Here is a 16,531-nt window from a genome sequence, read left to right on the forward strand (position 1 = left end):
ATGCAAATACATTCAGTGTATCTACATGTAATTGACCGGGAGAATCGACGTGACAAGCTATCGCTATGGGGTGGCATCGCTGGCCGAGACCGCGGAGATGAGCGGCAAGGCTGTCCTGGAGGCCATCATCGACGGGCGGTTGCCGCAACCGCCGATTTCGCAGGTACTCGGTTTCTGGCTCACCGAGGTGGGCGACGGGTTTGCCGTGTTCGAGGGCGATCCCGGCGCGCACCTGTTCAACCCGATGGGGACGGTGCACGGCGGCTGGGCGCTGACGCTGATCGACAGTGCCACGGGTTGCGCGGCGAATTCCGTGCTGCCCGCCGGTACCGCTTACACCACGGTCGAGACCAAGGGCAATTTCTCGCGGCCGATCAAGGCCGACACCGGCCGCGTGCGTGCGGAAGGGCGTGTGATCAGCCAGGGCCGGCAGATCATCACGACCGAGGCACGCGTGCTGGCCGCGGACGGCCGGGTCCTCGCCCATGGCACATCGACACTGCTGGTACTGGGGCCGGCGAAGCCGGTCCAGGGGAAATAAGGGCAACCGTCGCAATACTTCCGACGCATTGGCGCCGTGTCATGCGTCAGGCGTCGGCAGCCGCCGCATCGCGGATCTTCACCGGTTCGCGCCCGGCGCTTCCGGAAAGCGGGGAAACAGGTTCAGGCTGGCTTGCGCGTCAGCACCGTCGCCAGCGCCAGCGCCGTTGCGGCCACCGTATCGACATCCGGCACATAGTCGTCGCGGATCCAGCGCAGCGCGATGTGCACCACTCCGCCGGCGATGCCGGCTAGCAGCAATGGGTCCGCGGTCTGCCCCGGCGGCAGCAGCGCCTGTGCGAGCAGGCCGCCGAATGCGCGCAGCGACTCGTCCAGCGCTTCGTCCACGCGCTTGCTGACGCCGCGGATCTCCACCAGGAACACCCTTGCGGAGCGTGGCTCGCGCTGCAGCGCGCCGAAGTATGCCCGCAGCATGGCCAGCGCGCGCTGCTGCCGGCCGCGTCCGGCGTCTTGCGCGGCATGCCCGATCGATTGCAGCAGCAGGTCGGTCACGGCGCGGAACGAAGCCTCCAGCAAGGCTTCGCTGTTGGCGAAGGACTCGTAGAAGTAGCGTTCGGTCAGCCCGGCCGCCTCGCACACCGCCTTGACGGTGGAGTTCTGGTAGCCGCGCTCGCCGTAGACCTGGATGGCCGCGGCGATCAGCTGGCAACGGCGCTGGGTGCGCCGCTCGTCGGCTGCTGCACCGCGGTAGCGGCGCGCGGTGGAGGCCTCCATGGGCTCGGTCGGCTCGGTCATGATGGGCCATTATGACATTCCCTATTGTCAGATGGCATCTGACAACCTATGGTGTCAGAAGTGACCGCATCCGGGATACCCGCCATGACCGTTGCTGCACCCGAAGACACGCTGCTCGATGTCCTGATCGTCGGCGCCGGCCTGTCCGGCATCGGCGCCGCGCGGCAGTTGCAGCAGCGCTGTCCCGGCAAGCGCTACGCCATCCTGGAAGCGCGGCAGGCCATGGGCGGCACCTGGGACCTGTTCCGCTATCCGGGCATCCGCTCGGATTCGGACATGTACACGCTTGGCTACCGCTTCAAGCCGTGGAAGGGCGCCAAGGCCATTGCCGATGGCCCGTCGATCCTGTCCTATATCCGCGAGACCGCGGATGAGGCGGACATTACCCGGCACATCCGCTTCGGGCACAAGGTGGTCAGCGCGGCGTGGCACAGCCATGACGCGTGCTGGACGGTCACGGCGGAGCGTACCGGCGACGGCAGCCTCCAGCAGTGGCGCGCACGCTTCCTGTACGTGTGCGCCGGCTACTACAGCTATGCGCAGGGTCACCGGCCGGCCTTCCCCGGCGAGGAGAGCTTTCGCGGCCGCATTGTCCACCCACAGTTCTGGGATGCCTCGCTCGACTACGCCGGCAAGCGCGTGGTGGTGATCGGCAGCGGCGCCACGGCCGTCACGATGGTGCCGGCCATGGCTGCAACCGCCGCGCATGTGACCATGCTGCAGCGCTCGCCGAGCTACGTCGTGACCCGACCCGGCGAGGATGCGATGGCCGCCCGGCTGCGCCGTCTGCTGCCGGAAGGGCTGGCCTATGCGGCCACACGCTGGAAGAACGTGCTGCTCGGCATGTTCTTCTTCCAGCTCGCGCGGCGCCGGCCGGAGCGGGTCAGCGAGCGCATGGTCGGCATGGCCGCCGCGCAGCTCGGCCCCGGCTTCGATGTCGGCAAGCACTTCACGCCGCGCTACAAGCCGTGGGACCAGCGCGTGTGCCTGGTGCCGGACGGCGACCTGTTCCGCGAGCTCCGCGACGGCCGCGCGTCGGTCGTCACCGATACCATCGAGCGCTTTACCGAAGGCGGCATCATGCTGGCTTCGGGGCAGACCCTGCCGGCGGACATCATCGTGACGGCCACCGGCCTCAGGCTCAATATGCTCGGCGACATCGCCGTCAGCGTCGACGGCCAGCCCCGGGTTCCGGCCGAGCTGATGGCGTACAAGGGCATGATGCTCAATGACGTGCCGAACCTGGTGCTGGCCTTCGGCTATACCAATGCCTCATGGACGCTGAAGGCGGACCTGACCGCCGAATACGTGTGCCGGCTGCTGCGGTACATGGACCGCCACGGACACCACGTGGCCATGCCGCGGCGCGATGCGTCCGTGCAGCCCGCGCCGTTCCTGGATTTCACGTCGGGCTATGTGCAGCGCGCCGCCAGCGTGCTGCCCCGGCAGGGCGACCGCAGGCCGTGGCGCGTGTACCAGAACTACATCCTGGACATGCTCACTATCCGCCACGGCCGCATTGCCGATGGCGTGCTGCAGTTCGACATGCCGCGCGGCGCACCGATGCAGCGCGAAACGCCGGTAACCCTGTCCGGCGAGGTCCAGTCATGATGATCCTGTTCTACGCGGCGCTGGCCCTGGCGGCGCTGTTCGCCGGCCTCTTTGCCTACACCCTGCGCAAGGTGCGGCGCGTCGAGGCCGCGCTGCCGCCCGACGGGCGCTTTGTCGATGTGCCCGGCGCGCGCCTGCACGTGGTTGAGCGTGGCCAGGGGCCGGCGCTGCTGCTGGTGCACGGCCTCTCGGGCCAGCTCGGCAATTTCGGCTACGGCATGATCGAGCCGCTGGCGCGCGATTTCCGCGTGGTGGCGGTGGACCGGCCGGGCTCGGGCTATTCCGTGCGCACCCCCGGCGCGCGCGCGGACCTGGCCGCGCAGGCCGATGTGCTGGCGGCGCTGATCGAAAAGCTCGGCCTGCAGCGCCCGCTCGTGGTCGGCCATTCGCTGGGGGGCGCGATTGCGCTGGCACTGGCCGCAAACCACCCGGACCGCGTCGGAGGGCTGGCGCTGCTGGCGCCGCTGACGCACCCGGCCGAGGCGATCCCGCTGGTATTCCGGCCGCTGACGCTGCGGCGGCACTGGGTGCGCCAGTTCGTGGCATGGACGCTGGCGGTGCCGATGTCGGACCTGCGGCGCGACGAGGTACTGGAGATCGTGTTCGGCCCCGATTCCGTGCCGGCGGACTTTGCCATGCGCGGCGGCGGCATGCTGGCCTTGCGGCCCAGCCATTTCGTGGCGGCATCGGAGGACCTGGTCGCCGGTGCGCCGAGCCTGGCACCACTGGTCGCGCGCTACGCGGAGTTGCAGGCGCCGGTGAGCATTCTGTTCGGCCGCGAAGACCGCATCCTCGATCCGGCGGCCAATGGCGAGGCGTTCGTTGCCAAGGTACCGGGCGCCACGCTGACCATGGTGTCCGGCGGGCACATGCTGCCGATCACGGCGCCCGGCACTTGCGTGGACTTCGTGCGCGAGACCGCGGTGCGGCTGCGCGATGCCGAGGTGGTGAACCCATGAAGCGGAAACCAAGCGGCCGGGCTACGCGTGCGGCCTCAGTGCGCCATGCCCGGCTTGCAGTCCTGCACCCAGCCGGCGACCCGGCTCGGGCTCATCGTCGGGCGCCATTCGCCGGAACCGCGGATCTCGACATCCGTTCCCTGTTGCGCCTGGCGCAGGTTCACAAGGTAGAAATAGGCGGTGTCGGCGCGGGTTGCGGAACCGATGCGCACATCCACCTTGCCCGGTTCCGGGTAGGCGACGATATTGGCGGCTTCCCCGAGCCTGCTTTTCAGGCACAGCGTCAGGTCGCCGACGCTGGCGTCGGAGTGAATCCGTCTGGCGTCCTGGGCCTCGAGGTACTCCACGTTGGCGCCGGTGGCGCAGGCGGCCAGCCATGGCACCGCCACGGCGGCGAGCAGGAGGATGCGGGTTGCGGACATGCAATTTCCCTTTGTGGATGCGACGCTGCATGCTACATGAGAATGTGTGGCGCAGGCCCGTCCGGACCCCATGCGTGGCCGGTAAACGCCCGCCGCCCGTGGCACTGAACCACTTTCGAAAGGAAGACGCCGATGGCTGCCGCGATTGCCCCTGATCCCTACAAGCGCGATTTCTCCACCGCCTTCAGTGCCATCCGCAAGCTGCTCAGGGACGGGCACGACACCACGCAGGTGTTCCTGATCATGCGCGCGCTGAACGGTCCTTCCATGCCGAAGAATTTCGCACGCCTGCTGGGCACGCCCGACGGCCGGCGGCTGGTCTACCAGCGCACCGAACTGGCGGTGCGGCTGTGCGACCCGGCCTACGTGGCGAGCTTTGCGCCTGGCACGGTGGGCGCGGCATACCGGGACTTCCTGCGGAACACGGGCTACAGCGCCGACGGCCTGGCCGAGGTCTCCAACCTCGGCCGTGAGCCGCTGGTCGAGGACGCCTACATGTGGTTCGGCCGCCGCACGCGCGATATCCACGACATCTGGCACGTCCTGACCGGCTACCGTGCCGACGAGAGCCTGGGCGAGGCCGCGCTGGTGGCGTTCAGCTATGCGCAGACCGGCGGCCTGGGCTGGGCGTTCATCGCGGTGGCGGCGTCGCTGAAGAGCCTGCGTGTGTCCCGCAGCCTGGCCTTTGCGCGCGCGGTGCTGGAAGGCTACCGCCTTGGCCGCGCGGCGAACTGGCTGCTGGGCGAGGATTACGAGGCCCTGCTGCACGAGCCGCTGGGCGCCGCGCGTGCGCGGCTCGGCATCGGCGAGGCGCCGCGGTACATGGCCTGCAATCCGCTGCAGGACTGGCACGCCTAAGAACCCATTTCAGCATGAGGAAGGGGACGCGTTCCATCCAGGCGTGGCGCAGGCTAGGCGTGGGCCGCCGGCCTTGGTCATTCCAAGGTCAAGGCCCGCAACGACGCATCATGCGCCACGCCTGGATGGAACCCGAAGGGAAGGCTGTTGCCGGGCCGCATGGCGTCGTTGTGGCCTCCTTGCGTGAATGACCACGCGGCGTCGGCCACGCCTAGCCCTGCGGCCCGGCAACAGCCTTCGCGCCCCTTCCTCATTCTGAAATGGGTTCTAAGGGAGGCGGCTTCACTCCATCTGCCGCCCGCGCCGCATGATCGCGGCCAGCGTATCCACGCGCGTCCGGTCGGCGGCCATGACGATGCCATCCGCAAATACCGGCTGCGCCAGCCGCGTCAGCACATCGCCCGGCGGCGCTTCGATCACCACGCGCGCACCGGTGGCGCGGGCCAGCAGCATGGTCTCGTGCCAGCGCACGGGGATGGCCATGTTGCGGGCCAGGTCGTCGGCGATCCGGCGCGGGTCGCGCAGTTCGCGCGCAAGGCTCGCGCTGAAATAGCGCAGGCGGGGCGGTGACAGTGGCACGGCCGCCATGGCGTTGGCCAGCCGGGCAGCTGCATCATCGAGCAAGGCGCAATGCGAAGGCACGTGTATGGCGACAGGCTTTGCCGCCTGCGCGCCGGCCGCCAGTGCCAATGCCGATACTGCCTCCATGGCCGCGCGGCTGCCGGCGACCACGATCTGCGTGGGCGCATTGAAATTCGCGAGATAGACCGGGCTTTGCGGCGTGTGGACCTGTGCCACCAGCGGTTCGAGCCGGGCGCGATCCAGGCCCAGGATTGCCGTCATGCCGTAGCCGCGCGGATAGGCTTGCTCCATGAGTTCGCCCCGCAGCCTGACGAGCCGCAACGCGTCGGCAAACGACAGCACCCCGGCCGTGACGGCCGCCGCGTAGGCACCGATGGAAAGCCCGGCGACCGCGTCGGGGTGGCCGCCCTCGTGCGCCAGGCAGCGCGCCATGGCCACGCCCGAAGTCAGCAGGCAGAGCTGCACCCAGATCGTCGAGCGCAGGCGCGCAGGCGTGTCCATGTCGGCAGCGGGCACATGCAGGACATCGGCCGCTTCCGCGAGCACGGCGGCGACGGCCGGATGGCCGGGAAGGTCCGCGAGCATGCCGGCCCGCTGCGAGCCCTGGCCCGGGAAGGCAAGCAGCGCGTTCATGGCGCTGGCTGCCAGGGGTTGGCGCACATCCTTGGCCCGTGCGCTGTCTTCAGCAGGACCTTGCCGCGCTGGCGCCGCCATTCGAGGAACGAGAAGCCGCCCTGCGGGGTGTCGACCTGGATGTCGAGCCGTGCCGGTCCGGCGTCCTGCAGCGCGGCCAGCAGGTCGATATCGGCCTGCGGCAGCGGATGGTCCGCATAGACCACCAGGTCGAGGTCGCTCTGCGCATGGAGGACATTGACGCGGCTGGCGAGCGTGAAGCCGGCACTGCCGCCCACGCCCCAGCGGATCCGGTGCGCGTCGAGCGCGTCGGCCGCTGCATCAAGCGTGCGCATGGCCGCGAGGGTGGCCAGTTCCGGACGCCGCCACGCACGAGAGCTGGCGATCTCCACAGGCGTGACCACGCGTGCCACATCGGCGGGGACAATCCACGTGCCAAAGCGCTCGGCACGCGAGGCACCGCGCAGCCCGATCGGAATGGCATCCGCGCGACCTGCATCGCGGCGCACGACCACCGGCGTGGTGGCCAGCGCAGCCGGCGACACCCAGTCCGGCAGTGCGACGCCAGCCAGGCTGCGCCGGGGATCGGCCAGCCAGAGCAGGTCGTGCGGCGCCGGGCGGGCCGTGCTCAGGCTTGCCATTGCCGCTGGAGGCAGTCGCGCACTGCGCGCGACGCCTGGCGATTCTTGCCGTTGCGCCGGCCGGAGAGGTCACGCGCACGGTCGCGCTGGATATCCGCGAGCGCCGCCAGGATGGTGTCGCGCGCCAGGTGGATGTCCGCGGGCTGCGGCGCATCGGCCGATGCCACGTCGATCAGCCGCCACAGGATGCCGAGCGTGGAAAAATTCTCGATGTCGTAGGCCATCGGCGGCACGGTGGCGGCCAGCGCTTCCAGGTCCTCGACCGTGCGCATGGTGATGCGGGCCGCGGCGTCCTTGCCCATCGCGTGCACCAGCACGCCGCTGTCGCGCAGCGCGATGATGCGGCTGGCTTGGTAGCCATGGGCCAGGAACGCGCCCGACATGGCCTTGCCGACGATCAGCGCCACCACCGGATGCCCGGCCAGCCGCGCCTGCGCATACGCCGCGGCGGCGGCGGCGAGCGACTGGTGGATGCCCAGCGCTTCCTCGCGCCGGCCATAGGCCTGGCTCGGGGTGTCCACCACCGCGACGATGGCGCGCTTGACCGCGGTATCGCGGTCCGCTTCCACCACCTCGCGCACGGCCTGGGCCAGCGACCAGCCTTCGACCAGCCCGACTTCGCCGTTGCGCGCGCGCGGGAAGCGGCTCTGTGCATCGGGCACCACGGCGATCCAGCGGACCAGCGTGCCGGCCAGATCGCCATCGGCGACCGTCACCGAGTGCGGAAAGCCTTCGCGATACGACGCGGCTGGCGCCAGCGCGCGCAACCAGTGCGCGCCGCGGCTTGGGTCCTGCTGGGGCAAGGTTTGGACGGTGGCGTTCATGCGTCGGACTCCCGATGGAAACGGACAAAAAGGCGCCGCGCCTCGGCCGGCGTCGGCTGGACGCCGGCGTCATAGTCCTGCAGCGCGGCCAGCGCTTCGCGACAACGCTCGCTGCGCGGCGTGGCGCCTGCCGGTGCGCGCAGTTCGCTGGCAACCGCGTCGCGCAGGGCGGCGCAGTCGTCGGCGACGTACACGTCGGCGAAGCCCGTGGCCACGCGTTGCGCGCCTCCCGTGAAGCTCCAGATGAACGGCCGGTCTCGCGAATCGTATTCCGCGATGCCCGCTTCCTGTTCGATCACGGCGGGCCCGTTCAGGCCCAGGCGGCCTTCCTGCGTCATCACCAGCGATGTGCACAGCCCGGCGGCGATCGACATGCCGCCAAAGCATCCGACCTGCCCGGCAATCACGCCGACTACCGGCTGGTAGCGCCGCAGGTCGACGATGGCGGCGTGGATATCCGCGATGGCCGCCAGGCCCAGGTTGGCCTCCTGCAGCCGCACGCCACCGGTTTCGAGCAGCAGCACGGCCCGCGTCGGCACGCCGCGGCGGTTGTCTTCGGCGGCAAGCTCCAGCGCGCCGGCAAGCTTCGCCCCGCCGACCTCGCCGAGGCTGCCGCCCTGGAACGCGCCCTCGATGGCGAGCACCACCACGGGCTGCCCGTCGATCTGCCCTTTCGCCACGATCACGCCGTCGTCGCTTTGCGGCACGATGCCCTGGCGCGCAAGCCACGGCGACTGCAGGCCGTCGAACGGCCCGGCAAGCTCGCGGAAGGTGCCGGCGTCCAGCAGCGCGCGGGCACGTTCGCGCGCGCCCAGTTCGATGAAGCTGTCGCGGGTCAGCAAGGATGCGGTGCTGGTCGGCGTGTTCATGGGCGCTCCTGCTGTCCGTGCGCATCGAGCGCCTCAAAGGCCTCCGCGAGCCGCATGCCAACCACCCCCGGCGTGGCGCCGAAGTCATGGATGCGGATCTGCATGGATGCACGCGGCTGCGCCGCGAACACGCGCGCGAGCTGCGCGTCCCAGACGCGTGCGTAGCCGTTGACGGAAGTGGTGATATCGACGGTGGTGACGCCGCCGGCGCCGGGTTCGAGCAGGACTTCGAGATCGCCCGATCCCACCACGCCGACGAGCACGCGGGTCGCGGCGGGCGGTCCCGCCGGAAATTCAAATCGCAGTTGTTCCATGGTGCCTCCTAAATTTGCGCGGTGCCGGTGCCGGTGCCGGTGCCGGTGCCGGTGCCGATGTCGCTTACCCGTGGCAGCCGGTCGAGGAAGATCGTCGCGGCGAGCAGGTCCGCCGCGCCGCCCGGCGAGGCGCGCCGGGCCAGCATGCCGGCGTCGAGTTCGCGCAGCAGGCGCCGTCCCGCGACCGTGCCGGTGCCGCCCGCCGCCAGCACGGCCTGCGCACCGGCCTGCATATAGGCCAGGCCCGCGCGGCCCGTGCGGGCCAGCACGCAGGTATCGTCCAGCCCGCTCATCAGTGCGAGCAAGGCATTGAGCCGTGCGGCGGCTTCGCCGTCGCCACGCGCGCGGCTGTGTTGCAGGACGGGCAATGCGCGCCGCATGACATGCGGAAAGCCCGAGCGCGCCTGCGCCCTGGCTCCGCCCACGCCATACGCCAGGCAGGCCAGCTCGCCCTTGTTGCCGGTGATGGCGGGGCGATGCCGGTCAGGCAGCCGCGCGATCGCGCCGGCCGCATGGGTGACGGCGCTGGCGCTGGCCCGTTCGCCGGTGGCCGCGACCTGCGCGGCCGCGCCGACCAGCAGGCCGAGGCACCAGATCGCGCCGCGATGCGTGTTCACGCCGCCGGTGGCAGCCAGCATGGCCGCTTCGGCTTCGCGCCCGAGCGCGCCGAGCCGCTCGCGCAGCCCGTAGCCGACGCGTGCCGCACGCTGGCCAGCCATGGCCATGGCGGCGAACGCTGGCCCCAGCGCCTGCGCGGAGCGCAGCATCAGTGCCAGCGTCAGGTCGGCGTGCGCGCCGCTGCCGCGGCTGTCGACCAGCCCGGGCTTGGGCGACAGCCGCGCCTCTTCGACGATGGCGTCGACCGCCAGACCGGCCAGCATCCGCGCGTGCGCGGACGGGCCACCCATTGCCGGGGCCGTTGCCGGGACCGCGTCCGCGGTCCACAGGATTCTTGCCGCTGCGCCGCCCATCACCAGCTCCGGAAGCGGGCCGGCGGCGCGTACAGGCCACCGGACCATTCGACCAGGTCGGCCATGCTCCTGGCCGCGAGCAGGCTGCGCGTGGCCTGGCTGCGCTGCACGCCAAGATCCTCGGGCAGCGCGATCAGGCCATCGCTGCGCATCCGGCGCGTCTGCGCGGGATCGTGCTTGAGGCCGATCGGCGTGACGCCGGCGACCGCGGCGATCATCCGGCGCCGCTCTTCGATCGATTGCGCCTTGTAGAGGTAGGCGATGCCTTCCTCGGTCAGCACATGCGTGACATCGTCGCCGTAGATCATGACCGGCGCCAGCGGCATGCCGCTTTCACGCGCGACGTCCACGGCGTCCATCGATTCGACGAAGGTCGGCTTGCCGCCGGCCTGGAAGGTCTCGACCATCTGCACCACGAGCTTGCGGCCGCGCGCGAGCGGATCGTCGGTCTCGATCAGGTCCAGCCACGCGGGCGTCGGGTGGCGGCGGCCGCCCGGGTTGTGGCCCATATTGGGCGCGCCGCCAAAGCCGGACAGCCGGCCGCGCGTCACCGTGGACGAGTGCCCGTCGCCGTCGATCTGCAGCGTCGAACCGATGAACAGGTCCACCGCGTACTGGCCCGCAAGCTGGCAGAACGCGCGGTTCGAGCGCATCGAGCCGTCCGCGCCGGTGAAGAAGATATCGGGCCGCGCCGCCACATACGGCTCCATGCCGAGTTCGCTGCCGAAGCTGTGCACGCTTTCGACCCAGCCGGTCTCGATCGCCGGGATCAGCGTCGGGTGCGGGTTCAGCGTCCAGTACTTGCAGATCTTGCCTTTGAGGCCCAGCGACTCGCCGTAGGTCGGCAGGATGAGTTCGATCGCGGCCGTATTGAAGCCGATGCCGTGGTTCAGCGACTGCACCTGGTGGCGCTCGTAGATGCCGCGGATCGCCATCATCGCCATCAGCACGTGCACCGGCTTGATCAGGCGCGGGTCACGCGTGAACAGCGGCTCGCAGAAGAACGGCTGGTCGGCCTGCACCACGTAGTCGACCCAGGAGCCCGGCACATCCACGCGCGGCAGGTCGGCCGGGTCGTCGACGATCTCGTTGACCTGCGCGATCACGAGGCCATCGCGGAACGCCGCCGCTTCGACCAGCGCGGGCGTGTCCTCGGTGCTCGGGCCGGTGTACAGGTTGCCGTCGCGGTCCGCCTTGTAGCCGGCGATCAGCACGACGTTGGGCACCAGGTCCACATACAGGCGCGCGTACAGCTCGATGTAGGTGTGGATCGCGCCGACCTCGAGCAGGCCGTCTTCCAGGAACTGCGAGATCCGGATGCTCTGCGCGCCCGCATACGAGAAGTCGAGCTTGCGGGCGATGCCGCGCTCGAACAGGTCCAGGTGCTCCACGCGGCTGACGCTCGGGATGATCATGTGCAGGCCGTTGACGCGCCCGGGGCTGACCTGCGCCAGCGAGCGCGACAGGAAATCGGCCTGCTTCTGGTTGTTGCCTTCGACCACCACGCGATCGCCCGGGAGCAGCACGGCCTCCAGGAAGGCCACGATATCGCCGGTCGGTATGCGCTTGCCCTGCGCGATGGCGGCGCCTTGCTGCTTGCGCCGCGCCTTGGCTTCTCTGCGGGTGTTCCACTGACGCCCCGGGGTGGTGCTGGTCATCGTGTCTCCGGCTTGGGTCTGTCTGATGGTGTCAACCATAAACAGGCGGAGACCGCGGAACAATCACGCGGGCGGCAGGATCGTTACGCTTGGCGGAAGCGAGCCGGAGCCTACTGTCCTTGCCGCATGGCCATGCGGCAGACCGCGGCCAGCGCCAGCAGATTGGGATCGCGCTCACGCCGGCGCAGGAAGCTCAGGGCGATGGTCTGGCGGATGTTGTCGTAGTCGGCCGTAAGCGGCACGAATGCCACATTGCGCGGCGACACGCCCTTCACGCGGCCCGGGAGCAGCGTGTAGCCGACGCCGCCGCCGACCAGGTTCATCAGGGAGAAGATGTCGCCGACCTTCATCACCAGCTTCGGCTGGAAATCCGCGATCCGGAACGCTTCGACGAAGCCGCGCGAGGTGGCGAACCCTTCGCTCAGCGAGACGAAGGGCTCGTCTCGGCATGTGCGCAGGTCCACGGCCGGCATCGCGGCGTAGGGCGAGTCGGCCGGCGCGGCGAAGAAGATCTCGTCCTCGAACAGCGGAATGGATTCGATCTCCGGGTCCGGCTCGGGCGTGGCCATCAGGGTCGCATCGATCGAGCCTTGCTTGAGCATCTGCAGCAGGTCGGCGTTCGAGCCCAGCACGAGTTCGGTGTGCAGCTCCGGGCGGCGGGCCTTGAGGTCGATGACGATCCGCGGCACCGTATGCGCCGTCAGCGAATACAGCGAGCCGATCTTGAGACGGTCGGCCAGATAGCCGGCGGCCTCGCGCGTGGCGCGGATGCCGTCGGCCATGGCCTTGAGCACTTCACGCGCCGTGTCCGCCAGCACATGGGCCGCATCGGTCGGGATCAGGTTGCGGCCTTCGTGCCGGAACAGCGCGCAGCTCGTGCCTTCCTCCAGCGAGTGCAGCGCGCGGTGCACGCTGACCGTGCTGGTTTCCAGGATCTCGGCGGCCTTGGCCAGGTTGCCCGACTCCATGAACGCCAGCAGCGCTTCAAGCTTGCGGAAGGTGATCTCTTCGCCGATGCGGATTCTCATTGGGGTGGCCGTGGTGGGGACGGGGCCCCCTATCTTAGCCGCGCTTAGCCGCGCGCGGCGCTCACGTGCCGGGAAGTCGGCGAAAGGGCCGGACGCCGGAACCAGGCGCCCGGCAGGCACATCAGGCGATGCCGCCGTCGGTATAGACATCGACCATGCGCGACGGCTCGGCGGACACGCCGCGGCGGTCCATGCCGGCAAGTGTGCCGTCGGTGTAGATGTCGAACGAGCGCGACGGTTCGGCGGACACGCCGCGGCGGTCCATGCCGGCAAGTGTGCTGTCGGTGTGGATGTCGAACGAGCGCGACGGCTCGGCGGACACGCCGCGGCGGTCCATGCCGGCAAGTGCGCCGTCGGTATAGAGGTCGAGCGCGCGCGACGGCTCGGCGGACACGCCACGGCGGTCCATGCCGGACAGCGAGCGCGAGTTGTCGATATCGCGTGTGGCGGGAGCGACATCGCGGGCGCCATCGGTGTATGGGTCGTAGCGGCCGACGCGGGCGCCGCTGCCATACACGTCGCGCGCGTCGGTGCGGAAGTTGTAGCCGTACTTGTCGCCGGGGAACGGGCTGTCGCGTGGATCGGTTGCATGGGCGGACGCTATGCCGAGCGCGGTGGCGATGGTCGAGGCGGCGAGAAACATCGTGGCCAGTTTGCGGGTCATGTCGGAACTCCTTGGCTTGGAAGGGAGGAGGAGAGGGGGCAGAACGCATCGAACGTTCTCTTCCTTTTACGCACGCCGCGTGCCACCGGATGCGATGGCGGAAAGTGCCGGTGCTGGCGCAAATCGGGGCGAGATCGCGGCATGGTGATGGTCGCGAGCCAACATGCGACGCTGGCGTAACCGCCGCGATCCGACACCTTTGGCGGCATGCCGGATCGGCTTTCGGGTGTTGCCGGGAAGGTTGAAATTCAACCGAAGCAGGCGGTGGGGGTCGTGGAGAGGCAGGTAGCGAGTGCTGCGGCTATGGCGGCGCAGAACGGGAATTCGCAGGGGGGAGGGTGGCAGTTAAGGGGCTGCCGATATCGCGCGCGCCAATGAAAAAAGGCTTGCCGAAGCAAGCCTTTTCCAAATCTTGGTGCCCAGGAGAGGACTCGAACCTCCACAGTGTTGCCACCGCTAGGACCTGAACCTAGTGCGTCTACCAATTCCGCCACCTGGGCAAGTGAGCTGCGCATTCTACCAGAGGATTCGGAGAATGCAAGCGGTGCGCCGCGAAGACCAATCTGCGCGCTAAGGCTGTTGTTGTTGCAGGTGTTCCTGCAGGCGCGAGAGCTCCAGTGCGATGCCGCCCGGAAAACCCCGGCGGTCCCCCCGCTTGTCGATCAGCAGGTCTTCGAGATAGGCGAGGATGCCATCGGGATGGCTCCACAACGCAGCGAGCTGGTTGCCGATGCGCGGATAGCGGCGGCACAGTTCCAGGGGCCGTGCTTCAGCCGGCAGCGAGGCCAGCCAGCGCATGGCCGTAGGGGTGAGCGCCATCGTGTCGGGCGGCACGGGCCGCCGCAAGCTGGGCCAGTCCGGTTGCGCCTGCGCAGGCGGTGCGCCGTCCAGGATCTGTTTCGCTTCCTCGACGGAAACGAATTCGAATGGGATGGGTTCCATGCCGGTTGGAATATCGGGAAGGGCAAATACAGGCCAGAGGCCGCCTCAAACAATTACGGTCTTTCCGGCAAATTCTTGATGCCAGGCGTCTTGCGGCATCACCATACTTTCTGCCCATTCGCGCCGCCGCAGTATTCGGGTTTGTGCCAGCTTTCGCGAGCGATGGCGTTGGAGTCTACTGGAATCACGCACAAGACGTGGCTGGATGGAAGATCGGGCTGCAAGTGTTGGCCCATCGCTTTCTGGTCGGATATGGATTCCTACGGAGACTACAACATGGTGACCAAGCAGGAAGATGCGTTCATTGTGAAGAATCTGCTCGCGCTGGCAGCAGTGGAAACGATCGGCGCGGCCATTGCGCTGGGCCTGGTCTTCAACGTCCTTACCTGAGTCTCCGACCGGCCCGCGCGTTTCGCGGCGGGCCACATCGCCATATCACTTGTCGATCGGAAGATTGACAAATCGCCCCGGGTCCGACAAGCTTTCGTCCATGGACCGCCGTCACAACGACATCGCGCAGATTATTATCACCATTCCTGGAATGGTGGGTTAGCGCGCGTCCTCAGATCAGTTTCCGCAAAAACCCGCCCCTGAGGCGGGTTTTTTGTTTCCGTCTCCTGGGCACGAATCCAGCACAGGAGTCCCGTCATGCCGGCACACGCCGTCGAGCCCGCCACCGAACACCGTGATGCCTGTTCGCCAGACGTCCTTGACCAGAACAGCTATCTCAAGCGCATCCTGAACGCGCGCGTCTACGACGTGGCGCGCGAGACCGAGCTGGAGCTTGCGCGCAACCTGTCCACGCGCACCGGCAACGCGATCTGGCTCAAGCGCGAGGACAACCAGCCCGTGTTCTCCTTCAAGATCCGCGGCGCGTACAACCGGATGGCCAACCTGGATCCGCAGGCACTGCAGCGCGGCGTGATCACGGCTTCGGCCGGCAACCACGCGCAGGGCGTCGCGCTGTCGGCGGCGCACCTGGGCGTGCGCGCCGTGATCGTGGTGCCGACCACGGCGCCGCAGGTCAAGGTCGATGCCGTGCGCGCGCACGGCGGTCCCACGGTCGAGGTGGTCCAGGCGGGAGCGTCCTATACCGAGGCGTGGCGCCACGCCATGCAATTGCAGAAGGAACTGGACCTGACCTTTATCCCGGCCTTCGACGATCCGGACGTGATCGCGGGCCAGGGCACGGTGGGCGCGGAGATCCTGGCGCGCCATCGCGGGCCGCTGGATGCCATCTTCGTACCGATCGGCGGCGGCAGCCTTGCCGCGGGCGTGGCCACCTATGTCAAGGCCGTGCGCCCGGAAGTCCGCGTGATCGGCGTGCAGACGCAGGACTCGTGCGCGATGGCGCAATCGCTGCGCGCGGGCCGGCGCGTGGAGCTGGATGATGTCGGCCTGTTCTCGGACGGCACCGCCGTGAAACTGGTCGGCGAGGAAACCTTCCGCCTGTGCCGCCTCTATCTCGACGATGTCATGACCGTGAGCACGGATGCCGTGTGCGCCGCCATCAAGGACGTGTTCGAGGACACGCGCAGCGTGCTGGAGCCCGCCGGCGCGCTGGCCGTTGCCGCCGCCAAGCAATACGCGCAACAGCACGGCATGCAGGGCGGGACGCTGGTGGCGGTGACGTCCGGCGCCAATATCAATTTCGAACGCCTGCGCTTCGTTGCCGACCGCGCCGAGATCGGCGATGCGCGCGAGGCCGTGTTCGCCGTGACGATGCCCGAGGCGCGTGGCAGCTTCCTGCGCTTCTGCGACCTCGCGGGCAGCCGCAGCATTACCGAGTTCAGCTACCGCATCGCCGATGCGCACACCGCGCATGTATTCGTCGGCATGCGCATCCGTGACCGCGCCGAGTCCGCGCAGATCGCCGGGGCGTTCACCACGCAGGGGTTTGCCACCGTGAACCTCACCGGCGATGAACTGGCCAAGCAGCACCTGCGGCATATGGTGGGCGGGCGTTCCGCGCTGGCCGGCGGCGAGCGCCTGTTCCGCTTTGCGTTCCCGGAGCGGCCCGGCGCGCTGATGACCTTCCTGCGCGCGTTGCCGCAAGACTGGAACATCAGCCTCTTCCATTACCGCAACGATGGTGGCGATGCGGCATCGGTGCTGGTCGGCATTCAGGTGCCCGAGGCCGCGCGGCTCGCCTGCGACAGCGTGCTGGCCGGACTCGGCTATCCGCATTGGGACGAGAGCGCGAATCCGGCCTACCGGATGTTCCTGGCGTAAGCCTGCAGGGCCGCTGCAGGAACCGGG

At 68.9% G+C, this 16,531-nt stretch carries 17 protein-coding genes and 1 tRNA gene; 5 read left to right on the plus strand and 13 right to left on the minus strand.

Annotated features, from left to right (window positions below):
* Positions 1 to 49: 49 nt before the first annotated feature.
* Positions 50 to 541 (plus strand): PaaI family thioesterase, encoded by a 492-nt coding sequence (locus KHO22_RS08235; RefSeq protein ID WP_211946630.1) that lies wholly within the window; start codon positions 50 to 52, stop codon positions 539 to 541.
* 122 nt (positions 542 to 663) lie between these two features.
* Here the strand turns inward: KHO22_RS08235 and KHO22_RS08240 are convergent, their stop codons facing one another.
* Positions 664 to 1,296, minus strand: a complete 633-nt coding sequence (locus tag KHO22_RS08240) for a TetR/AcrR family transcriptional regulator (RefSeq protein ID WP_230426790.1) — start codon at positions 1,294 to 1,296, stop codon at positions 664 to 666.
* Between the two features lie 84 nt (positions 1,297 to 1,380).
* On the opposite strand from KHO22_RS08240, the gene KHO22_RS08245 reads away from it, so the two are divergent.
* Both KHO22_RS08245 and KHO22_RS08250 read left to right on the plus strand, forming a co-directional pair.
* Entirely contained in the window at positions 1,381 to 2,907 is a 1,527-nt protein-coding gene (locus KHO22_RS08245) for a flavin-containing monooxygenase (RefSeq protein WP_211946631.1), read from the plus strand.
* The gene (locus tag KHO22_RS08250; RefSeq protein ID WP_211946632.1) at positions 2,904 to 3,866 is read left to right on the plus strand and encodes an alpha/beta fold hydrolase; all 963 of its coding nucleotides are present in this window, start codon (positions 2,904 to 2,906) and stop codon (positions 3,864 to 3,866) included. Before KHO22_RS08245 ends, KHO22_RS08250 begins: the two co-directional genes overlap by 4 nt.
* Before the next feature lie 35 nt (positions 3,867 to 3,901).
* Here KHO22_RS08250 and KHO22_RS08255 read toward each other — a convergent pair whose 3' ends face one another.
* The gene (locus KHO22_RS08255; protein ID WP_211946633.1) at positions 3,902 to 4,288 is read right to left on the minus strand and encodes a hypothetical protein; all 387 of its coding nucleotides are present in this window, start codon (positions 4,286 to 4,288) and stop codon (positions 3,902 to 3,904) included.
* A 132-nt stretch (positions 4,289 to 4,420) separates the two neighbouring features.
* Here KHO22_RS08255 and KHO22_RS08260 point away from each other — a divergent pair, with 132 nt between their 5' ends.
* Positions 4,421 to 5,146, plus strand: coding sequence for a Coq4 family protein (locus KHO22_RS08260; protein ID WP_211946634.1), 726 nt, complete (start codon positions 4,421 to 4,423; stop codon positions 5,144 to 5,146).
* A 282-nt stretch (positions 5,147 to 5,428) separates the two neighbouring features.
* Here KHO22_RS08260 and mdcH read toward each other — a convergent pair whose 3' ends face one another.
* The 11 genes from mdcH to KHO22_RS08315 form a co-directional block, all read right to left on the minus strand.
* Complete coding sequence (mdcH, locus tag KHO22_RS08265) at positions 5,429 to 6,361, minus strand: malonate decarboxylase subunit epsilon (protein ID WP_211946635.1); 933 nt, start codon at positions 6,359 to 6,361, stop codon at positions 5,429 to 5,431.
* On the minus strand, positions 6,358 to 7,002 hold the full coding sequence (locus KHO22_RS08270; protein WP_211946636.1) for a malonate decarboxylase holo-ACP synthase: 645 nt from the start codon (positions 7,000 to 7,002) through the stop codon (positions 6,358 to 6,360). The genes mdcH and KHO22_RS08270 overlap by 4 nt, the downstream gene beginning before the upstream one ends.
* Positions 6,990 to 7,826, minus strand: a complete 837-nt coding sequence (gene mdcE / locus KHO22_RS08275) for a biotin-independent malonate decarboxylase subunit gamma (RefSeq protein WP_211946637.1) — start codon at positions 7,824 to 7,826, stop codon at positions 6,990 to 6,992. Before mdcE ends, KHO22_RS08270 begins: the two co-directional genes overlap by 13 nt.
* Positions 7,823 to 8,695 (minus strand): biotin-independent malonate decarboxylase subunit beta, encoded by an 873-nt coding sequence (locus tag KHO22_RS08280; RefSeq protein WP_211946638.1) that lies wholly within the window; start codon positions 8,693 to 8,695, stop codon positions 7,823 to 7,825. The genes mdcE and KHO22_RS08280 overlap by 4 nt, the downstream gene beginning before the upstream one ends.
* Complete coding sequence (locus KHO22_RS08285; protein WP_211946639.1) at positions 8,692 to 9,009, minus strand: malonate decarboxylase subunit delta; 318 nt, start codon at positions 9,007 to 9,009, stop codon at positions 8,692 to 8,694. Before KHO22_RS08285 ends, KHO22_RS08280 begins: the two co-directional genes overlap by 4 nt.
* A gap of 8 nt (positions 9,010 to 9,017) precedes the next feature.
* The gene (locus KHO22_RS08290) at positions 9,018 to 9,980 is read right to left on the minus strand and encodes a triphosphoribosyl-dephospho-CoA synthase (RefSeq protein WP_211946640.1); all 963 of its coding nucleotides are present in this window, start codon (positions 9,978 to 9,980) and stop codon (positions 9,018 to 9,020) included.
* Complete coding sequence (gene mdcA / locus KHO22_RS08295) at positions 9,980 to 11,638, minus strand: malonate decarboxylase subunit alpha (RefSeq protein ID WP_211946641.1); 1,659 nt, start codon at positions 11,636 to 11,638, stop codon at positions 9,980 to 9,982. Before mdcA ends, KHO22_RS08290 begins: the two co-directional genes overlap by 1 nt.
* Before the next feature lie 110 nt (positions 11,639 to 11,748).
* Positions 11,749 to 12,666, minus strand: coding sequence for a LysR family transcriptional regulator (locus tag KHO22_RS08300; protein ID WP_211946642.1), 918 nt, complete (start codon positions 12,664 to 12,666; stop codon positions 11,749 to 11,751).
* Positions 12,667 to 12,787: 121 nt separating this feature from the next.
* Positions 12,788 to 13,330: a hypothetical protein gene (locus KHO22_RS08305; RefSeq protein ID WP_230426791.1), complete on the minus strand. Its 543-nt coding sequence runs from the start codon at positions 13,328 to 13,330 to the stop codon at positions 12,788 to 12,790.
* 413 nt (positions 13,331 to 13,743) lie between these two features.
* Positions 13,744 to 13,830 (minus strand) — tRNA-Leu (locus KHO22_RS08310).
* A gap of 70 nt (positions 13,831 to 13,900) precedes the next feature.
* Entirely contained in the window at positions 13,901 to 14,272 is a 372-nt protein-coding gene (locus tag KHO22_RS08315) for a hypothetical protein (protein WP_211946643.1), read from the minus strand.
* A gap of 648 nt (positions 14,273 to 14,920) precedes the next feature.
* Between KHO22_RS08315 and ilvA the strand changes: the two genes are divergently transcribed.
* Positions 14,921 to 16,504 carry a threonine ammonia-lyase, biosynthetic gene (gene ilvA / locus KHO22_RS08320; RefSeq protein ID WP_211946644.1) on the plus strand — a complete coding sequence of 528 codons (1,584 nt, stop codon included), beginning with the start codon at positions 14,921 to 14,923 and terminating at the stop codon, positions 16,502 to 16,504.
* Positions 16,505 to 16,531: the final 27 nt, after the last annotated feature.

The sequence above is a fragment of the Cupriavidus yeoncheonensis genome (assembly GCF_905397275.1).
GTDB classification, from domain to species: domain Bacteria; phylum Pseudomonadota; class Gammaproteobacteria; order Burkholderiales; family Burkholderiaceae; genus Cupriavidus; species Cupriavidus yeoncheonensis.